Raw genomic sequence first — 15,729 nt, forward strand, 5'->3', positions numbered from 1 at the left:
CGAGGATATGAGATTGGACCCACGGAGGCACCGAGGGCACAGGGCTATTCTGTCGTTCGTCTGAAACTACCGCCCCGGCGCCGCGCCGCTCGCCGCCGCCCCCGGGGCGCGCGTGATCTCGGCCGCCCGGCCGGCGACCCGGAGCGCCGTGCCCTGGACGGCGTGCTTGTACTTGACGTAGCCGAGCGCCAGCACCCGCTGGCCGCCCGGATCCTTCACCTGGCTCGTCACCGCGCCCACGGCCGCGCCGTCGGGCAGCGCGATCTCCGCGCCCGCGGGCACGTCGCCCTCCCCCTCGACGGCGAGCTGCACGAGCCGCTTCTTGGCGTGGCCGCGCATCTGGAGCATGAACACCGTCTCCTGCCCCAGGTAGCAGCCCTTGTTGAACGAGACGGCGCGCTCCTCGAGCGACGCCTCCTGCGGGAAGTTCTGGTCGTCGAAGTCGACGCCGAACCGGGGGACGTTGTTCTCGACCCGGAGCACCTCCCACGCCGCCGCCGTCGTGGGCAGGACGGGGCCGGCCCCGCCCGCCGCGAGCAGCGCCTCGACCACGGCGCCCTCGGCCTGCCGGGGCGCGACGAACAGCGCTCCCCCGAGGCCGGTCCAGTCGACGAGCGCGGCGTCCGCCCCGGCCGCGCGCCCGGCCGCCGCGAGCTCGGCGGCCCGCGGGCCGTGGGCGAAGACCCAGGCGTGCTCGCCCGTGGCGTCCGCGAGCTCGGCGTCCTCCATGATGAGGTAGCGCTCGAAGCTCTCGCGCAGCGCCTCGATGCGATCCCGGAGCGCGCCGACGTAGATGCGGTCCTCCGCGATCACGATCCACACCTCGGCGAAGATCTTCCCGGTCTTCACCACGTTGAGCCCGTACGCTCCGCCCGCGGGCGGCGAGGCCTTCGCCCCGGCGGGCAGCGGCTTCTGCGGGGCGAGGTCGCAGGTGACCAGGCCGTTGAGCCAGGTCTGCCGGTCCGAGCCGGTGACGATCAGCGTCCCGAGCTCGGGCATGGGCTGCACGAGCGCCCCTTCGCGGAGCGCGCGCCGCTGCTCGTCCAGTCCGTGGGCGTCGTTCATCGAGGTCCGATCGTGGAGGCGGGAGGCCGGGCCGTCGAGGGGCGGCCCCACATTTCGGCGGCCGCCCCGCCCGGGCTCAGGGATCGACCTCGGCGACGAGCGCCGGGAACTGGGCCGACGTGTGGACGGCCGGCGGGACGATCGCCGCGTCGACGTGGCCCACGAGGCGGCGGAGCGCGTCGGCGTCGGCCGAGAGCACCTCGGCGACGACGGTGAGCGTCTTCGGGAGCGACGCGACCGACGCGATCACCGCCTCGGCCGAGGCGCCCCGGACCAGGACGGCGCGCGCGCCGGCCTTCGCGGCGGCCTCGGCCCCCTCCAGGCTCTCGGCCAGGGCGAGCGGCAGCATGCGCATCGTCCGCGCCCCCTTCGCGAGGCGGTCCCAGTCGTCGAGCGGCAGGAGCGCGTCGACGCAGACCCCGTCCGCCCCGTGGTAGCGCGCCGCGAGCGCGGCGTCGCGATCGCCGACCCGGGACAGGCAGAGCGACGGCACGGTCTTCGTCGCGCGCGCGGCCCCCTGCATGGCGGGCCCCGCCTCGACGAACGCGAGCGCAGAGATGTTGAGCTCCTGGAGCCGCACCGCGTCCTCCGCTGGCGACTCCGAGCCGACGAGCGCGACCAGAGCCATGTTCTTCCTGCGGGTGGAGATCACCTGGAGAAGATCGCGTGTGGACGGGACGATCGATCCCGCATCGAAATCCTGCATGGGAGGGCGGGTAGACGAGCCGAACGCGCGGGTCAAGCGAGGGATCGCTCGAGCTCCTCGAGCGCGGGTCGGGAATCCATGGCTTGAACGTCCTGCACGCGCATCCACACGGCCGTCTGATCGCCCTCGTAGCAGACGCTGCCTTCGTGCCGGAACTCGAACGAATAGCGGATCATGTGCCGCTTCTGGCCGAGGCGGGAGCGCGTCGCCACGCACGTCGCCTCGATGGGCGCGCCCGGCTGGACGAGCTTGCGAAAGACGACCCGGTGGATGTTGGTGCCATAACCGATCCAGCCCTCGCGGTGCCGCAGGCCGAGCAGGTGGTAGGCGTGCACGAAGCCGAGCATCCCCGTCGCGTGCACCATGATCGCGCCGGCGACGTGGCGCGGGTGCAGCAGCGGGTGCGCCCGCTGCGCGTCGACGAGCGGCATCGGGCGGTCGGTCGGCATGCGGCAGCGCACCAGGCTCCTCTCGGCGTCCACCTCGAGGAGCTCGTCGAAGAAGAGGACCGACGGGTCGTAGGGCAGGTCCGCGAGGAACTCGGCGTCGAACGGACCAAGCTTCACAGGATGGGGCGCGCCGCTCGCCGCGCCAGGTGCAGAGGTCGTCATCGGAGTTGGCTCTGGGATCCCGGATCCCCGAGGGCAGCTCCCTAGCAGCGGCCGATCGCGTGGGCAACGGCCGTGACGAAACCGAGAAAATGGGGCGGCTCGCGGGAATGCTCGCGGGAATGGACGAGCGGGTGGTGGCTTTGAAAATCGTTGGACCTCCATGGATTTCGAGGGGCTCTCTCGGAGGTCCGCGGGTAAGGTTCTGTGATGCACACGACAGACTCGCTCGACCGTTTCATGGCGGATGTCCGGTCGGGCCTGAAGGCGTCGCCGAAGCACCTCTCGCCGGAGTATTTTTACGACGCGCTCGGCTCGCACCTCTTCGAGGCGATCTGTCAGCTCCCCTGGTATCCGCTGACGCGCGCGGAGCGGGCGTTGCTCGAGCGGCACGCCGAGGAGATGGTCGCGCCGTTCGGGGCCGGCGCCTCGATCGTCGAGCTCGGCTGCGGCAGCGGGGAGAAGCTCGCCCTGCTGGCGGCGCCGCTCTGCAAGCGGGCGCCTCGCCTCTGCGTGCACCTCGTGGACGTCTCGGAGACGGCGCTCGACCTCTCGCGCCGGACCCTGGGCCGCCTGCCGCGCGTGGAGGCGTCGGCCCACCGGGCGAGGTACGAGGAGGGCCTGGCCCGCGCGGCGGCGCGCCGCGCCGTCGACGCGCGGGGCGACGGCGGCGCGGTGCTCGTGCTGTTCCTCGGCTCGAACATCGGCAACCTGGCCCCGGCGGCCGCGGCGGCGTTCCTCGCGGGGGTGCGCGGCGCGCTCCGCGCCGGGGACGGGCTGCTGCTCGGCGCCGACCTCGTGAAGCCCGCGGCGGATCTGGTGCTCGCGTACGACGATCCGCTCGGCGTCACCGCGGCCTTCAACAAGAACCTGCTCGCGCGCATCAACCGGGAGCTCGGCGCGACGTTCGACCTCCGCTCGTTCGATCACCGCGCGGCGTGGAGCGCGGAGGCCTCGCGCGTCGAGATGCACCTCGTCAGCCGCAGGCGGCAGTCGATCCGCGTGGGCGCGCTCGATCTCGAGGTCGCCTTCGACGAGGGCGAATCGATCTGGACAGAGAGCTCGTACAAGTACACCCCGGACGAGGTGGTGCGCATGGGGGAGCGCGCGGGGTTCCGCTGTCATCAGCAGTGGATCGATCCGGTCGGGCGGTTCTCGACGACGCTCCTCCTCGCCGAGGAGCGCGCGGCGGACCGCTGAGCCGGCGGGCTCAGCGCGGCGCGCGCGCCGGTGGGCCGCGGACCCGCGGAACGGTGCGCTCGCGCCGCGCGTCATGCGCCGCGCGCCGTCGGGAGACGCCCGTACGCGCGGACGTCCTCGATTTGACGCGTTGCCCGACGTCGCGTAATCCACTCGGCCATGTCAGGCAGTCGTAGTCCTCGCGGGCCTGCGGCGCTCGCGCTCAGCGGGTCGCTCCTGGGACTGGCGTTCAGCGCCTCGTCGACGTTCGACTACATCCGGCACCTCGACCGGCAGGTCCACGACCTGCACTGCAGCTTCATCCCCGGCCTCGGCGCGCAGTCGGGGGCCGACACGGCGTGCCGCGTGGCGATGTACAGCCCCTACTCCGCGCTGTTCCGCGAGAGCTTCTGGGGCGGTATCCCGATCTCGCTGTTCGCGCTGGGCGCGTTCGCGTTCTTCGCGGCGTTCGCGCTCTACGTGCTGCTCTCGGGCCAGCACGCCCCGCGGCGCGCGGCGCACTTCCTGTTCGTCGCGGGCCTCACGCCGCTCGCGGTGTCGCTCATGATGGCGCTCATCTCGGCGCTGCGCCTCGGGGTGTTCTGCAAGACGTGCGTCGGGATGTACGTCTCGTCGGCGCTGCTCGCGGCCGGCGGGGTCTGGGCGTTCGTCGAGGACCGCAGGGCGGCGCGCGCCGCGGCCTGGTCCAGCGCGACGCCGCGGCCGGCCGGGGCGGCCGGGGTGGGGCCCACGGTGCCGATGGCGCCCCTCGGCGTCGACGCGCCGGCCGGGGCGCCCGCCGCGCCCGCCCCCGCGCGCCGCATGGGCTCGAAGCTGCTGCTGCCGGGGTGGCTCGTCGCGCTCGGCGTGTGCACGGTGACGCCGGCGCTGCTCTACGCGAGCGCGCTGCCGAGCTACGCGAGCTACCTGACCGGCTGCGGCAAGCTGGAGAAGCCGACCGAGCCGAACGGCGCGCTGCTCCAGGTGAAGCACCCGGGCGCGGTGCAGCCGGCGACGATCTTCGTCGATCCGCTCTGCCCGACGTGCAAGGCGTTCCACCAGCGGCTCGTGTCCGAGGGGGTGTTCGACAAGCTCGACGTGACGCTGGTGCTGTTCCCGCTCGACAGCGACTGCAACTGGATGCTCGACCGGCCGGTGCACCCGGGCGCGTGCCTCCTCTCCAAGGCGATCCTCTGCAGCGATCACCGGGCGATGGATGTGCTCGAGTGGGCCTACGACAACCAGGAGGAGCTCCTGGCGGGGGCGAAGGCGGGGGCCGGCACCGCCAACGTGCAGGCGGCGATCCGGCAGCGCTGGCCGGGGCTCGACGCGTGCATGGACTCGAAGGAGACGTCGCTGCGGCTGAACCGGATGCTCCGGTTCATCGTGGACAACAAGCTTCCCGTGTCGACGCCGCAGATGTTCCTGGGCACGACGCGGCTCTGTGACGAGGACACGGATATCGGGCTGTCGTATGCCATAAGGCAGCTCGCGCCGGCCCTCCGGACGAGGTGAGGTGGTCATGAGGGGCGCAGGGGTCATCGGGATCGTGGCCGGGTGCGCGCTGCTCGTCGCGTCGGGCGTGACGGTGCACGGAGAGGTGCAGGCCGCGTCGCAGCGCCTGAGGACGGGGGTGGCCGAGGCGGTGAGGCCGGCGGTGGCCATCGCCAACGACGCCGAGGCGCCGTATTGCACGCCGGCGTTCAAGACGGTGCTGCAGCGGGTGCTCAACGCGTGCGGCCTGGTCGGGGCCGAGGCGCGGCGCGGGTGCCAGCCGGCCGACGTGAAGACGCTCGCGTCGATCAGCGACGACGACTTCAACGCGCTCTTCACGCCGCTGAAGCAGCGCGGCGGGGTCGTGATGTTCGACGACGCGTCGGAGAAGCTCGACGACGGGGCGAAGAAGATGATCGAGGAGATGTGGCTCGATCGGCGCGGGGCGCGCTACTTCTTCATCGTCGCCCGGGCGTCGAAGACGGGGACGCCGGAGTTCAACCGGACGCTCTCGCACAAGCGCGCGAACAGCGTGCTCTTCGACATCTCCGACAAGTTCAAGGAGCAGGACCTGGACAAGAAGGTCGGGATGCTGTGGCTCGGGAACGAGTTCGCCCAGCTCGGCGCGGAATACTGCCAATGGAACGTCTCGCGCAAGGACAAGGCATGTACGGCAGAGGCCATCAACCGGAGCGCGTTCGTCTCCTGGGTGGACTGCCAGCTGTGAGCGCTGCGAGGAGGATCGGCGCGCTCGTCGCCCTCGCCGCGGCCGCGGGGCTCGCGGGCGGGTGCGAGGGGGACAAGGCGGATCTGCCGACGCCGCCGACGCCAGGCCAGGGGCGGAGCAACGCGGTGACGGCGCCGGGCGGCGCCGCGGCGGCGAGCGCGAGGGCGCCCGCGAGCGCGGCGGCGCCGGCAGCGCCGGCAGCGCCGCGGCTCCTGTGCGCGGGGCAGTCGCCGCGGCCGGCGCCCTCGGCGGGGGGGCTCACGGCGGTCGCGGCCCAGGGGGAGGAGGCGCCGCCGGCGAGCATCGGGTTCGGCGTCGGCAAGTGGGTGTGGGTGAACTTCTGGGCGGCGTGGTGCAAGCCGTGCCTGGAGGAGATGCCGCGGCTGCTCGGGTGGCAACAGAAGCTGCGGGCGGCCGGCGTGCTCATCGATCTGGCGTTCATCTCGATCGACGACGACGAGCGGCAGCTGTCGCGGTTCCTGGAGGCGCAGCCGGGCAACGGGGTGCGCGCCTCGTACTGGCTGCCGGACGGGCCCCATCGGGCGGGGTGGCTGCGGGCGCTCGGCGTCAAGGAGGCGACCGAGCTGCCGATCCACGCGATCGCGTCGCCCAGCGGGCAGGTGACGTGCGTGATCCAGGGGGCGGTGGAGGACAGCGACTATCCGACGATCGCGGCGCTGCTCGGGGCGAAGAAGCAGTAGGTGGGGGCGCTCCTCGAGGCGCGCCGTCGCAAAGCGGCGCTCGGCTTGTGGGGAGGTCGCGGTCGAGCTCTATTCTCGAAGGCGCGCCCTCATGAAAACCTCCCTGCTAAGACGCCGTATCGCCTTTCTCCTTTGTCTGTCCTCGCTGGTCGCGTCGACGGCGCTCCTCCTCGCGAGCTGTCATCGTAGCGCCCCGCAGCAAGGGTCAGGCGATCCCTGCGAGAGCGCGCAGGACTGCGCGGACGGCATCCCCTGTACGGTCGATCGCTGCATCGGCGGTCGGTGCGAGTCGGAGGCGGACGACACCCGCTGTCCGGGCGGGCGCTGTGATCGGGTGAGGGGCGCCTGCGTCATCGACAAGGCGTGCGCGACGTCGGCCGACTGCGCGGACGCGGATCCGTGCACCCAGGCAGAGCGCTGCGACGAGTCGCTCCGGCAGTGCGTCTTCGAGGGGCTCGACGGCGATGGGGACGGCGCGCTGCCCGTGATCTGCGGCGGCGCGGACTGCGACGATGACAATCCGCGGAACGCCCCGGCGCTCGCCGAGCTGTGCGACGGCGCCGACAACAACTGCGACGGCGTGGCCGACGAGGGCAAGGACAGCGCCCTCTGCGGCGCCGACGATGCGCGCTGCGTGAGCGGGCGCTGCGAGTGTCCGGCCGGGAAGGGTTACTGTCCGCGCGAGTCCGCCTCGGGGTTTCACTGCATCGACGTTCAGTCCGATCCGGAGAACTGCGGCGCCTGCGGGGCGTCGTGCCCCGCGGACACGACCTGCGTGGGCGGGCAGTGCACGTGCGAGGATGGCCTCGCGCTGTGCGGGTCCACGTGCGTCGACCTCTCCCAGGACGAGCGCCACTGCGGCGCGTGCGGCGAGGCGTGCGACGAGATGGACTGCATCGATGGCGTCTGCACGGCGTGCGGCAGGGTCGGCGAGCGCTGCTGCGACGGCGTGAGCTGCCAGGACGATCTCAGCGAGTGCGGAGAGGGCGGCACGTGCGTCGTGAAGGCGTGCGCGGAGCCGATCGAGGCGCTGCCGGACACCCACCTCCCGCGGTGCTCGGCCGACACGGAGCCGTGCATCGATGCGTGCACGGTGAGCTCGTGCGTCGACGACTGCTTCGAAGCGGACACCACGGCTCCCCGCGAGTTCCGCGGTGCGCTGTTCGACTGCGAAGCCTGCGTCGACCATCAGGTCCAGGCCTGCACGTCGCGGATGTGCCAGCGGAGCCTGTCTGTGGCGTCTTGCTGCGTCGTGGAGCGCTGCCGCGGGGTCATCGACAAATTTTGCGAGGCCCAATGCGGCGCGGAGCTCGATGCGTTTTATAGCTGCTCCGACTCGACGGAGTGCGGCTTCTTCCTAGTGGCAGAGGAGCCGCGCTCCTGCTTCCCCTGACGCTCCCTCGTGCGCGAGCAGCCACCGCTTCCGCTCGAGGCCGCCCGCGTAGCCCGTGAGCTCGCCACGGGCGCCCACGACGCGGTGGCAGGGGATGATCAGGCAGACCGGGTTCCTGCCGTTCGCCAGGCCCACCGCGCGCGAGGCCGACGGCTGGCCGAGGAGCGCCGCGACCTCGCCGTAGGAGCGCGTCGCGCCGGGGGGAATGCGCTGGACCTCCGCCCAGACGCGGCGCTGGAACGGCGTGCCGCCGGGCTCGACCGGCAGGCCCGTGAGCGCGCCCAGATCGCCGCGCCAGTAGGCCCTCAGCCGGCCGGAGAGGCCGTGTGGATCCGCGGCGCTGCGCAGCGTGACCGCGCCGTAGCGCGCCTCCAGCGAGGCGCGGAGGCGAGGCGCGCGATCCGCGAACTCGAGCGCGTGGACCGCGCCGCCGCCGGCCGCGAGGAGCATGGCCCCGAGCGGCGACTCGACCTCATCCAGCAAGAGATCCATTCGAATTCTCCCTCTCCGCGGGCCGCGCGCCCTGCGCGTCCGCCGTCCACAAGAGCATCGCCGCGTAGGCGCGCCACGGCCGCCACGCCTCCGCCATCGCCAGGAGATCCGCGCCGGAGACGCCGCCGAGCGCGCGCCGCAGGCCGAGATCCGTGGCCGGGAACGCGTCCGGCTCGCGCAGCGCCCGCATCGCGATGTAGTGCGCGGTCCACGCGCCGATGCCCGGCACCGCGCAGAGCGCGCGCACGGCCTCGTCCAGGCCGCGCGAGGCGTCGAGCGCGACCTCGCCGCGGGCCACGCGCGCCGCGAGCGCGGTGATCGTCGCGGCCCGCGCGCGCGGCACGCCGAGGTCGGTCAGATCCGCCGCGGCGAGCGCCTCGGGCGACGGAAAGACGAAGCGGAGCCCCTCGGCGCCCTCGGGCAGGCCGCCGCGCGCCGCGAGCGGCTCGCCGTGCCGCTCGACCAGGCGGCCCGCGAGCTGCGTCGCGGCGCGGACGCTCACCTGCTGGCCCAGGATCGCCCGCACCGCGAGCTCGAAGCCGTCCCACGCGCCCGGCACGCGCACGCCCGGCGTCGCCGCGACGAGGGGGGCGAGCCGCGGGTCGGCCCGGAGGTGCGCGGCGATCGCGTCGGGATCGGCGCCGAGGTCGAACAGACGCCGCAGGCGCTCCGCGCAGTGGATGAGCCCCTCGGTGCCGGGCAGCCGCAGCCGCGCGAGGAGGTGAGGCTCGCCCGGCGCCGGGCGCACCTCGACGACGCCGTGCCCGCCGGCCACGCGCACCGTGCGGCGGTAGACGCCGGGGCCCGCCGACTCCACGCCGGGGATCGCGCGCGCCCCGAGGAAGCCCGCGAGCGCGCCCCAGTCGAGCGGCGGGCGGAACGGGAGGCGGAGCGCGATGTCCGGCGCGCCGCCCGCCGCCCCCCCGCCCCGCTTCGAGGCGGCCGTGCGCAGCTCGCGCGGCGTGCGGGCGTAGGTGGCGCGGATCGCGTCGTTGAAGCGGCGGACGCTCGAGAACCCCGACGAGAGCGCCACCTCGGTCATCGAGAGGGCGGTCTCGTCGAGGAGCTTCTTCGCGAAGAGCAGGCGCCGCGTCTGCGCCACGGCGAGCGGGGAGGCGCCGACGTGCCGCAGGAAGAGCCGCCGGAGGTGGCGCTCGCCCACGCCGAGCCGCGCCGCGAGCGCCGGGGCGTCCGCGTCGTCCAGCGCGCCCTCCGCGATGAGCCGGAGCGCCCGCGAGACGAGCGCCGACGTGCCCAGCCACGCGGGCGTCCCGGGCGACGCCTCGGGGCGGCAGCGCAGGCACGGGCGGTAGCCGGCCTCCTGCGCGGCCGCCGCCGAGGGGAAGAAGACGCAGCGCTCCCGCTTCGGCGTCCGCGCCGGGCAGATCGGGCGGCAGTAGATGCCCGTCGACAGCACGCCCGTGAAGAAGCGGCCGTCGAAGCGACGGTCGCGGGTCTCGAGCGCGCGGTAGCAAGCCTCCTCGTCGAGCCGCATGCGGAGCGTCGTAGCGCGGGCGCCGCCGCGCCACTGGCGCTTTTCGGACCTGGAGGGCGGGCGGCGCCCGCGGCGCCCGGCCGCCCCCGGCGCCCCGCGCGGTGGTACGCTCGGCGCGCCATGAAGAGCGTGTTCGACACCCTCGCCGCCATGGGCCACGAGCAGGTGCTGTTCTGCGCGGACGAGCCCGCGGGCTACCGCGCCATCATCGCGATCCACAGCACCGCGCTGGGCCCGGCGCTCGGCGGCACCCGGCTCCTCGCCTACGCGAGCGACGAGGAGGCCCTGGTGGACGCGCTGCGCCTGTCGCGCGGCATGACCACCAAAAACGCCCTCGCCGGGATGGACGTCGGCGGCGGCAAGGCGGTCATCCTCCGCGGCGCGGGGCCGCTCGACCGGGAGCGGCTCTTCCGCGCGCACGGGCGCTTCATCGAGCGCCTCGGCGGCAGGTTCATCACCGGCGAGGACGTGGGCACCACCCCCGCGGACATGGAGCTCATCCGGCGCGAGACGCGCCACGTCAAGGGCCTCGCCGGCGAGGGGGGCGACCCGTCCCCGTGGACCGCGCGCGGCGTGCTCCGCGCGATCCAGGCCGCGGCCCGCCACCGCTGGGGCAGCGACGACCTCGCGGGCCGGACCGTCGCGCTCCAGGGCTGCGGCAGCGTCGGCGGCCGGCTCGCGGCGGAGCTGCGCCGGGCCGGCGCGCGGCTCCTCGTCGCGGACGTCGCGCCGGATCGCGCCCGCCACGTCGCCGCCGAGCTCGGGGCCACGGTCGTGCCGCCGGACGCGATCGCCTCGGCCCAGGCCGACATCTTCGCCCCCTGCGCGCTTGGCGGCGTCCTCGACGACCGCGCCGTGCAGGAGCTCAGGGCGGAGATCGTCGCCGGCGCCGCCAACAACCAGCTCCTCGAGCCGCGCCACGGCGAGGCGCTCGCGGCGCGCGGCGTCCTCTACGTGCCCGACGTCGTGGCCAACGCGGGCGGCGTGCTGAGCGGCGGCGCGGATCTCTTCGGCTGGTCCCGCGCCGAGGTCGAGCGGCGCGTCCACGCGATCCACGACACGGTCCTCCGCGTGCTCGAGATGGCGGCGGCCGACGGCGCGCCGCCGGCCGTCGCCGCCGAGCGGCTGGCCGAGCAGCGCCTGCGGGCGCGCGCCGCGACCGGGTGATCGCCAGAGCGGTTCCCCACCACCCCTCGCACGAGCGTCGCAGAGCGGCGGTCACCCGCACAGGAGACGGGTCCAGATCGGCGTTTTCGGCGCGGAAGCGCACTCCGGTGCGCTGAGCACCGAAAACGTCGAGATGGGCCCGTATCCGAAGCGGGTGACCGCCGCTCTAGCCGGGCGCCGGCTCGGCGGCCGGGCCGTTCTTCATCGCCTTCACCGCCTCGACCATCAGCGACAGCGCGAGCCCGATCAGCGCGACCCCCACGACGCCGTTCATCGTCGTCGCGTTCAGCGCGAGCCCCTCGGCCTGCACGGCGGTGACCGCGGTCCGCACCTGCAGGATGAGGGCCCACACCGTGATCGCCATGACGAACACCATCGGGATCGCCGTGTACCAGATGCGCCGCTTCTCGCGGTGCAGCCAGACCGTGACCGCGAGGAGCGTCAGCGCCGCGAGCAGCTGGTTGCTCGTGCCGAACAGCGTCCAGAAGTCGAGGTACGCGGGCCGCACGCCGGGCGCGGGCGGGCGCGCGGTCATGATGAACAGCGTCGGCGGCGCCAGCGAGAGCGCGGTCGCCGCCGCGGACAACACCCTCCCCTTCCAGTTGAACAGCTCCTCGAGGATGTAGCGGCTGAGGCGGGTCGACACGTCCAGCGTGTCGAACACGAAGGTGGAGAACGCCATCGCGCCGAACGTCGCGGCGAAGAGGAAGTGCTCCTTGCCGATGATCACGGTGAGGAACCTGCCGATCCCGTCGCCGTAGATCTTGCCCGGCCCGGGCAGCTTCGTCCCCTGGGCCACGATGACCAGCGTCGCGAGCGCGATCAGCGCGACGAACGCCTCGGCCAGCATCGCGCCGTAGCCCACCGGGTGGGTGTGCGTCTCCTTCGAGATCTGCTTCGACGTCGTCCCCGAGCAGACGAGCCCGTGGAAGCCTGAGCAGGCGCCGCAGGCGATGGTGACGAACAGGAACGGGAACAGCATGCCGGTCGCGCCGCCGGCGTTCCACGTGGTGAACGCGGGCTGCCGCAGCTCGAACTCCCCCGGGTACCGGAGGTTCCCGAAGAAGATCCCGATCACGCCGACCGCGAGCGCCACGTACAGGATGAACCCGCCCAGGTAGCCGCGCGGCTGGAGGAGCAGCCAGACCGGCAGGAGCGAGGCCACGAAGCAGTAGACGAGGATGATGAGGCCGAACGCGCGCTGCGGGTTGTCGACCGGCAGCACGAACGCGGTCGAGATCTTCGTCCCGAGCCAGACGACGCCGAGCGTCGCGGGGACGAAGATCAGCGTGGTGAGCCAGAGCGGCGGCTTGAGGTACCGCTCGACCACGCCCATGACGAGGGAGAGGCCGAGGTAGGCGGCGCTCGCCGCCGCGACGGCGCCGCCGGGGTTGAACTGGAACGCGCCGCCCTCGAACTCCTCGGTCTTGCCGACGAAGGTGCTCGCCGTGATGTCCGTGAAGGCGACGATCACGTAGGCGAGCGCGAGCCAGATGAAGATCATCATCGACAGCCAGGCGCGCCGGCCGATGTGCCGCTTCGCGATCTCGGCGACGCTCTCGGCCCCGTGGCGGACGCTCGCGATGAGCGCGGAGAAGTCGTGCACCGCGCCGATGAACACGACGCCGAGCGAGATCCAGAGCACGCACGGCAGCCACCCGAACGCCTGGCCGGCGAGGATCGGGCCGGCGATCGGCCCGGCGGCGGCGATGGCGCTGAAGTGCTGGCCGAAGAGGTAGAACGGCTTGGTGGGCACGTAGTCCTCGCCGTCGTTCACCTTGACCGCGGGCGTCACCACGGCGTCGTCGAGCGCGTAGTTGCGCGCGACCAGCCTCCCGTAGAAGCGGTAGCCAAGGCACAGCACGACGACGACGGTCAGGGCGAGCAGCGGCAGCACGCGGCGCAGTATAAGGCCATCCGCGCGCGGTTGTGGTCCTGCAAACGCCCCGACCGAGGGGGGCGACCCGGGGTGCCGGGCGGGCGGCTCGGTCGTCGGCGCGGCGGCTCGGTCGTCGGCGCGGGCGGCTCGGCGCGGGCGGCTCGGCGCGGGCGGCTCAGCCCTTGGCGATCGAGAGGATCAGCTTGCCGGCGCCGTGGCCCGAGTCGAGGCGCCGGTGCGCCTCGGCGACCTGCTCGAGCGGCAGGACGCCGGAGACGACGGGGAACGCGAGCCCCCGCTCGAAGAGCGGCGTCATCTCGCGGAGGCGCGCGGCCTCCCGGGTGAGGAAGATGCCGTGGAGCGTCTGGTTCTTCACGTAGAGCGCGGAGAGGTCGCCCTGCGGCGCGAGGACGCAGGCGAGCCGGCCGCCCGGGCGCGTCGCGCGCAGGCTCTTCGCGACGAGGTCTCCGCCCACGGTGTCGAAGACCGCGTCGACGCCGGCGCCGCCGGTCTCCTGCAGGGCGACCTCGGCCGGGTCCTCGGACGTGTAATCGATGGGGCGATCGACGCCGAGCCCGCGCAGGGTCTCCTGGTTCGCCGCGCCCGCGGAGGCGAGCACGCGGGCGCCCGAGGCGCGGGCGAACTGCACGGCGAACGAGCCGACGCCGCCCGCCCCGCCGTGGACGAGCACCGTCTCGCCGGGCTTCACCGCGAGCCGGCGCACGATCGCCTCCCACGCGGTGCCGCCCGCGAGCGGGATGGCGGCCGCCTCGACGTGCGACATGCCGCGCGGCTTCCTGGCGACGATCGACGCGGGCGCCACGTTGTACTCGGCGTAGCTCCCCGACGGGTTGCCGAAGATCTCCGGCGTGTAGAAGACCTCGTCGCCGGGGGCGAAGCCGCGGACGCCCGGGCCGACCGCCTCGACGACCCCGGAGACGTCGTAGCCGAGGACCACCGGCGGCGCGATCTGCGCCCAGCTCCCCGCGGCCCGGATCTTCGCGTCGACCGGGTTCGTGCCCGACGCGACGACGCGCACCAGGACCTCGCCCGGCCCGGGCGAGGGCCGCTCTACCTCACGCAGCTCGAACAGCTCGGGCCCGCCGAAGGCGGGGATGACCATCGCTCGCATCGCATTTTCCTCCCCGGCGCCGCCGCTGGCGCACACCTGAAGCGCCGGCTGGCCGCCATTCTAGTTCAACCGGCCGGCGGTCCGGCCAGCGAAGGGCATGGCCAGGCGCCGGAGGAGATCGGAGCTGGTGGAGGTGAGCGCTGGATTCTGGATTGGTCACGGCGGATAGCACACCTGAGCCGCCCTTCAGGGATCAGGAATCCGCATGAACCGCGCGGGCGCCCCGAGCTGAGCAAGCTCCTGCCCGCTTGTGGCACGTGGCATGGTCTCCTACGCTCTCCGGGTGCACACGATCGAGAACACGAAGAGGCGCTTTGCTCGCGCGCGGCGCACGCGCGATCGGCTGGAGGCCGTGGAGCGGGCGTTCGATGGCGACCTCGGCTGTGCAGCGGCTCTCCAGACGGCGACCTTGGCGCGAGGTGCCCTCGACGAGCTCATGCGCGGATCATCGAGGCTCATCTCCGGGTCGGCGGTGGCGTCGTGAGCTTCGGCGCGATTCTGCTGCTCGCCCTCGGCCTGGCCATGGATGCGACGGCGGTCTCGGCCGCGCGGGGGCTTGCGGTCCCCGTGATTCGCGCCCGGCACGTCGCGCTCGTCGCCGGTTTCTTCGGTGGGTTTCAGGCGCTCATGCCCTTGATCGGGTGGCTCCTCGGTGCGCGTGTCGGGCCCCTGGTACAGGCGTGGGATCACTGGATCGCCTTCGTGCTCCTCGGGGCCATCGGTGGCAAGATGCTGTGGGAGGCGCGGTCCAGCGCTGACGACGACGACGACGCGCCGAAGGACCTGTTCGCCTTGAAGGTCATGTTCGTGCTCGCCATCGCGACGAGCATCGATGCGCTCGCGATCGGCTTCACGCTTCCGATGTTGAACGCACCGCTCGCGCTCTCGCTGGCCACCATCGGGATCACGACGGCGGTCCTGAGCGCGATCGGCCTCTTCGCCGGGAGGCGCTTCGGAGCGATGCTCGGCAAGCGGCTCGACGTCGCGGGAGGCCTCGTGCTCATCGGCCTCGGCGTGAAGATCTTGATCGAGCACTTGCAGGCGGCATAGTCGCTGCCCCTGCCTTCGTCTTGGCCTCCTCGGCGGGCCGCGCGCGCTCAGGACGGCAGCATCATCGGCGCCCGCACCTTCGCCGCGACCTCCTGGCCGCGGAGGCGCTCGACGAGCGCCAGCGCGAACGCCATCGCGGTGCCCGGCCCCTGGCTGGTCACGAGCTGCCCGTCCTCGACCACCGGGCTCGCGACGATCGCGCCGTGCGCCGACACGACGTCGTTCACGGACGGGTGGCACGTCATCGTCCTGCCCTGGAAGAGCCCGTGCGCCGCGAGCGCGATCGGCGCCGCGCAGATCGCCGCGACGGTGCGGCCCGCGTGCGCCTGCGCGTGCAGGCGCTCCCCCACGGCCGGCGAGGAGGCCAGCCGGTCGGCCCCGCCCTTGCCGCCCGGGAGGATCACGGCGTCGAAGTCGCCCGCCACCGCCGAGAGATCCACGTCCGGCACGAGGCGCACGCCGCGGCTGCAGCGCACCGGCCCCGGCCCGTCGAGCCCGGCGAGGACGACCTCGACCTCGGCGCGCCGGAGGACATCGACGATGATGGTGGTTTCCATCTCCTCAGCTCCCTCGGCCAGGATCACGAGCGCGCGCGGTGCCTTCATGAGGACCGCCATGGCCCCGCGGGCCGCCGGATGCAA

The 15,729-nt window shown here is 73.3% G+C and carries 16 protein-coding genes; 8 read left to right on the top strand and 8 right to left on the bottom strand.

What is annotated here, in order from left to right:
* Positions 1–66: 66 nt before the first annotated feature.
* The 3 genes from ygfZ to WMF20_RS36455 form a co-directional block, all read right to left on the bottom strand.
* Complete coding sequence (gene ygfZ, locus WMF20_RS36445; RefSeq protein WP_437606394.1) at positions 67–1,065, bottom strand: CAF17-like 4Fe-4S cluster assembly/insertion protein YgfZ; 999 nt, start codon at positions 1,063–1,065, stop codon at positions 67–69.
* Positions 1,066–1,141: 76 nt separating this feature from the next.
* Positions 1,142–1,771: a hypothetical protein gene (locus WMF20_RS36450; RefSeq protein WP_437606395.1), complete on the bottom strand. Its 630-nt coding sequence runs from the start codon at positions 1,769–1,771 to the stop codon at positions 1,142–1,144.
* Positions 1,772–1,803: 32 nt separating this feature from the next.
* Positions 1,804–2,382 carry a hypothetical protein gene (locus WMF20_RS36455; protein WP_129578597.1) on the bottom strand — a complete coding sequence of 193 codons (579 nt, stop codon included), beginning with the start codon at positions 2,380–2,382 and terminating at the stop codon, positions 1,804–1,806.
* Positions 2,383–2,589: 207 nt separating this feature from the next.
* Between WMF20_RS36455 and egtD the strand changes: the two genes are divergently transcribed.
* The 5 genes from egtD (at position 2,590) to WMF20_RS36480 (ending at position 7,873) form a co-directional block, all read left to right on the top strand.
* Complete coding sequence (gene egtD / locus WMF20_RS36460; RefSeq protein WP_437606396.1) at positions 2,590–3,579, top strand: L-histidine N(alpha)-methyltransferase; 990 nt, start codon at positions 2,590–2,592, stop codon at positions 3,577–3,579.
* Positions 3,580–3,738: 159 nt separating this feature from the next.
* Complete coding sequence (locus WMF20_RS36465; protein WP_437606397.1) at positions 3,739–5,073, top strand: vitamin K epoxide reductase family protein; 1,335 nt, start codon at positions 3,739–3,741, stop codon at positions 5,071–5,073.
* A gap of 7 nt (positions 5,074–5,080) precedes the next feature.
* Complete coding sequence (locus WMF20_RS36470) at positions 5,081–5,779, top strand: hypothetical protein (RefSeq protein WP_129578600.1); 699 nt, start codon at positions 5,081–5,083, stop codon at positions 5,777–5,779.
* On the top strand, positions 5,776–6,480 hold the full coding sequence (locus WMF20_RS36475) for a TlpA family protein disulfide reductase (protein ID WP_437606398.1): 705 nt from the start codon (positions 5,776–5,778) through the stop codon (positions 6,478–6,480). Before WMF20_RS36470 ends, WMF20_RS36475 begins: the two co-directional genes overlap by 4 nt.
* A 91-nt stretch (positions 6,481–6,571) precedes the next feature.
* On the top strand, positions 6,572–7,873 hold the full coding sequence (locus WMF20_RS36480; protein WP_437606399.1) for a MopE-related protein: 1,302 nt from the start codon (positions 6,572–6,574) through the stop codon (positions 7,871–7,873).
* Here the strand turns inward: WMF20_RS36480 and WMF20_RS36485 are convergent.
* On the bottom strand, positions 7,838–8,365 hold the full coding sequence (locus WMF20_RS36485; protein ID WP_437606400.1) for a methylated-DNA--[protein]-cysteine S-methyltransferase: 528 nt from the start codon (positions 8,363–8,365) through the stop codon (positions 7,838–7,840). The two genes, WMF20_RS36480 and WMF20_RS36485, sit on opposite strands and share 36 nt — an antisense overlap.
* Positions 8,346–9,860 carry an AlkA N-terminal domain-containing protein gene (locus tag WMF20_RS36490; RefSeq protein ID WP_437606401.1) on the bottom strand — a complete coding sequence of 505 codons (1,515 nt, stop codon included), beginning with the start codon at positions 9,858–9,860 and terminating at the stop codon, positions 8,346–8,348. Before WMF20_RS36490 ends, WMF20_RS36485 begins: the two co-directional genes overlap by 20 nt.
* 120 nt (positions 9,861–9,980) lie before the next feature.
* Between WMF20_RS36490 and WMF20_RS36495 the strand changes: the two genes are divergently transcribed.
* On the top strand, positions 9,981–11,027 hold the full coding sequence (locus WMF20_RS36495; protein WP_437606402.1) for a Glu/Leu/Phe/Val dehydrogenase dimerization domain-containing protein: 1,047 nt from the start codon (positions 9,981–9,983) through the stop codon (positions 11,025–11,027).
* A 166-nt stretch (positions 11,028–11,193) separates the two neighbouring features.
* Here the strand turns inward: WMF20_RS36495 and WMF20_RS36500 are convergent, their stop codons facing one another.
* The gene (locus WMF20_RS36500; protein ID WP_437606403.1) at positions 11,194–12,924 is read right to left on the bottom strand and encodes a carbon starvation CstA family protein; all 1,731 of its coding nucleotides are present in this window, start codon (positions 12,922–12,924) and stop codon (positions 11,194–11,196) included.
* Positions 12,925–13,081: 157 nt separating this feature from the next.
* Positions 13,082–14,038: a zinc-dependent alcohol dehydrogenase family protein gene (locus WMF20_RS36505; RefSeq protein WP_437314490.1), complete on the bottom strand. Its 957-nt coding sequence runs from the start codon at positions 14,036–14,038 to the stop codon at positions 13,082–13,084.
* Positions 14,039–14,300: 262 nt separating this feature from the next.
* On the opposite strand from WMF20_RS36505, the gene WMF20_RS36510 reads away from it, so the two are divergent.
* Both WMF20_RS36510 and WMF20_RS36515 read left to right on the top strand, forming a co-directional pair.
* Positions 14,301–14,522 carry a metal/formaldehyde-sensitive transcriptional repressor gene (locus WMF20_RS36510; protein ID WP_437606404.1) on the top strand — a complete coding sequence of 74 codons (222 nt, stop codon included), beginning with the start codon at positions 14,301–14,303 and terminating at the stop codon, positions 14,520–14,522.
* Positions 14,519–15,088: a manganese efflux pump MntP gene (locus WMF20_RS36515; protein WP_129578609.1), complete on the top strand. Its 570-nt coding sequence runs from the start codon at positions 14,519–14,521 to the stop codon at positions 15,086–15,088. The genes WMF20_RS36510 and WMF20_RS36515 overlap by 4 nt, the downstream gene beginning before the upstream one ends.
* Positions 15,089–15,135: 47 nt before the next feature.
* Here WMF20_RS36515 and WMF20_RS36520 read toward each other — a convergent pair whose 3' ends face one another.
* Complete coding sequence (locus WMF20_RS36520; protein ID WP_237244401.1) at positions 15,136–15,693, bottom strand: DJ-1 family glyoxalase III; 558 nt, start codon at positions 15,691–15,693, stop codon at positions 15,136–15,138.
* Positions 15,694–15,729: the final 36 nt, after the last annotated feature.

The organism is Sorangium sp. So ce834 (genome assembly GCF_051521425.1).
GTDB classification, from domain to species: Bacteria; Myxococcota_A; Polyangia; order Polyangiales; family Polyangiaceae; genus Sorangium; species Sorangium cellulosum_D.

Coding starts and splice junctions, on each gene's coding strand:
- ygfZ (WP_437606394.1), bottom strand. CDS start 1,065: ATGAACGACGCCCACGGACTGGACGAGCAGCGGCGCGCGCTCCGCGAA.
- WMF20_RS36450 (WP_437606395.1), bottom strand. CDS start 1,771: ATGCAGGATTTCGATGCGGGATCGATCGTCCCGTCCACACGCGATCTT.
- WMF20_RS36455 (WP_129578597.1), bottom strand. CDS start 2,382: ATGACGACCTCTGCACCTGGCGCGGCGAGCGGCGCGCCCCATCCTGTG.
- egtD (WP_437606396.1), top strand. CDS start 2,590: ATGCACACGACAGACTCGCTCGACCGTTTCATGGCGGATGTCCGGTCG.
- WMF20_RS36465 (WP_437606397.1), top strand. CDS start 3,739: ATGTCAGGCAGTCGTAGTCCTCGCGGGCCTGCGGCGCTCGCGCTCAGC.
- WMF20_RS36470 (WP_129578600.1), top strand. CDS start 5,081: ATGAGGGGCGCAGGGGTCATCGGGATCGTGGCCGGGTGCGCGCTGCTC.
- WMF20_RS36480 (WP_437606399.1), top strand. CDS start 6,572: ATGAAAACCTCCCTGCTAAGACGCCGTATCGCCTTTCTCCTTTGTCTG.
- WMF20_RS36485 (WP_437606400.1), bottom strand. CDS start 8,365: ATGGATCTCTTGCTGGATGAGGTCGAGTCGCCGCTCGGGGCCATGCTC.
- WMF20_RS36490 (WP_437606401.1), bottom strand. CDS start 9,860: ATGCGGCTCGACGAGGAGGCTTGCTACCGCGCGCTCGAGACCCGCGAC.
- WMF20_RS36495 (WP_437606402.1), top strand. CDS start 9,981: ATGAAGAGCGTGTTCGACACCCTCGCCGCCATGGGCCACGAGCAGGTG.
- WMF20_RS36505 (WP_437314490.1), bottom strand. CDS start 14,038: ATGCGAGCGATGGTCATCCCCGCCTTCGGCGGGCCCGAGCTGTTCGAG.
- WMF20_RS36510 (WP_437606404.1), top strand. CDS start 14,301: ATGGTCTCCTACGCTCTCCGGGTGCACACGATCGAGAACACGAAGAGG.
- WMF20_RS36520 (WP_237244401.1), bottom strand. CDS start 15,693: ATGAAGGCACCGCGCGCGCTCGTGATCCTGGCCGAGGGAGCTGAGGAG.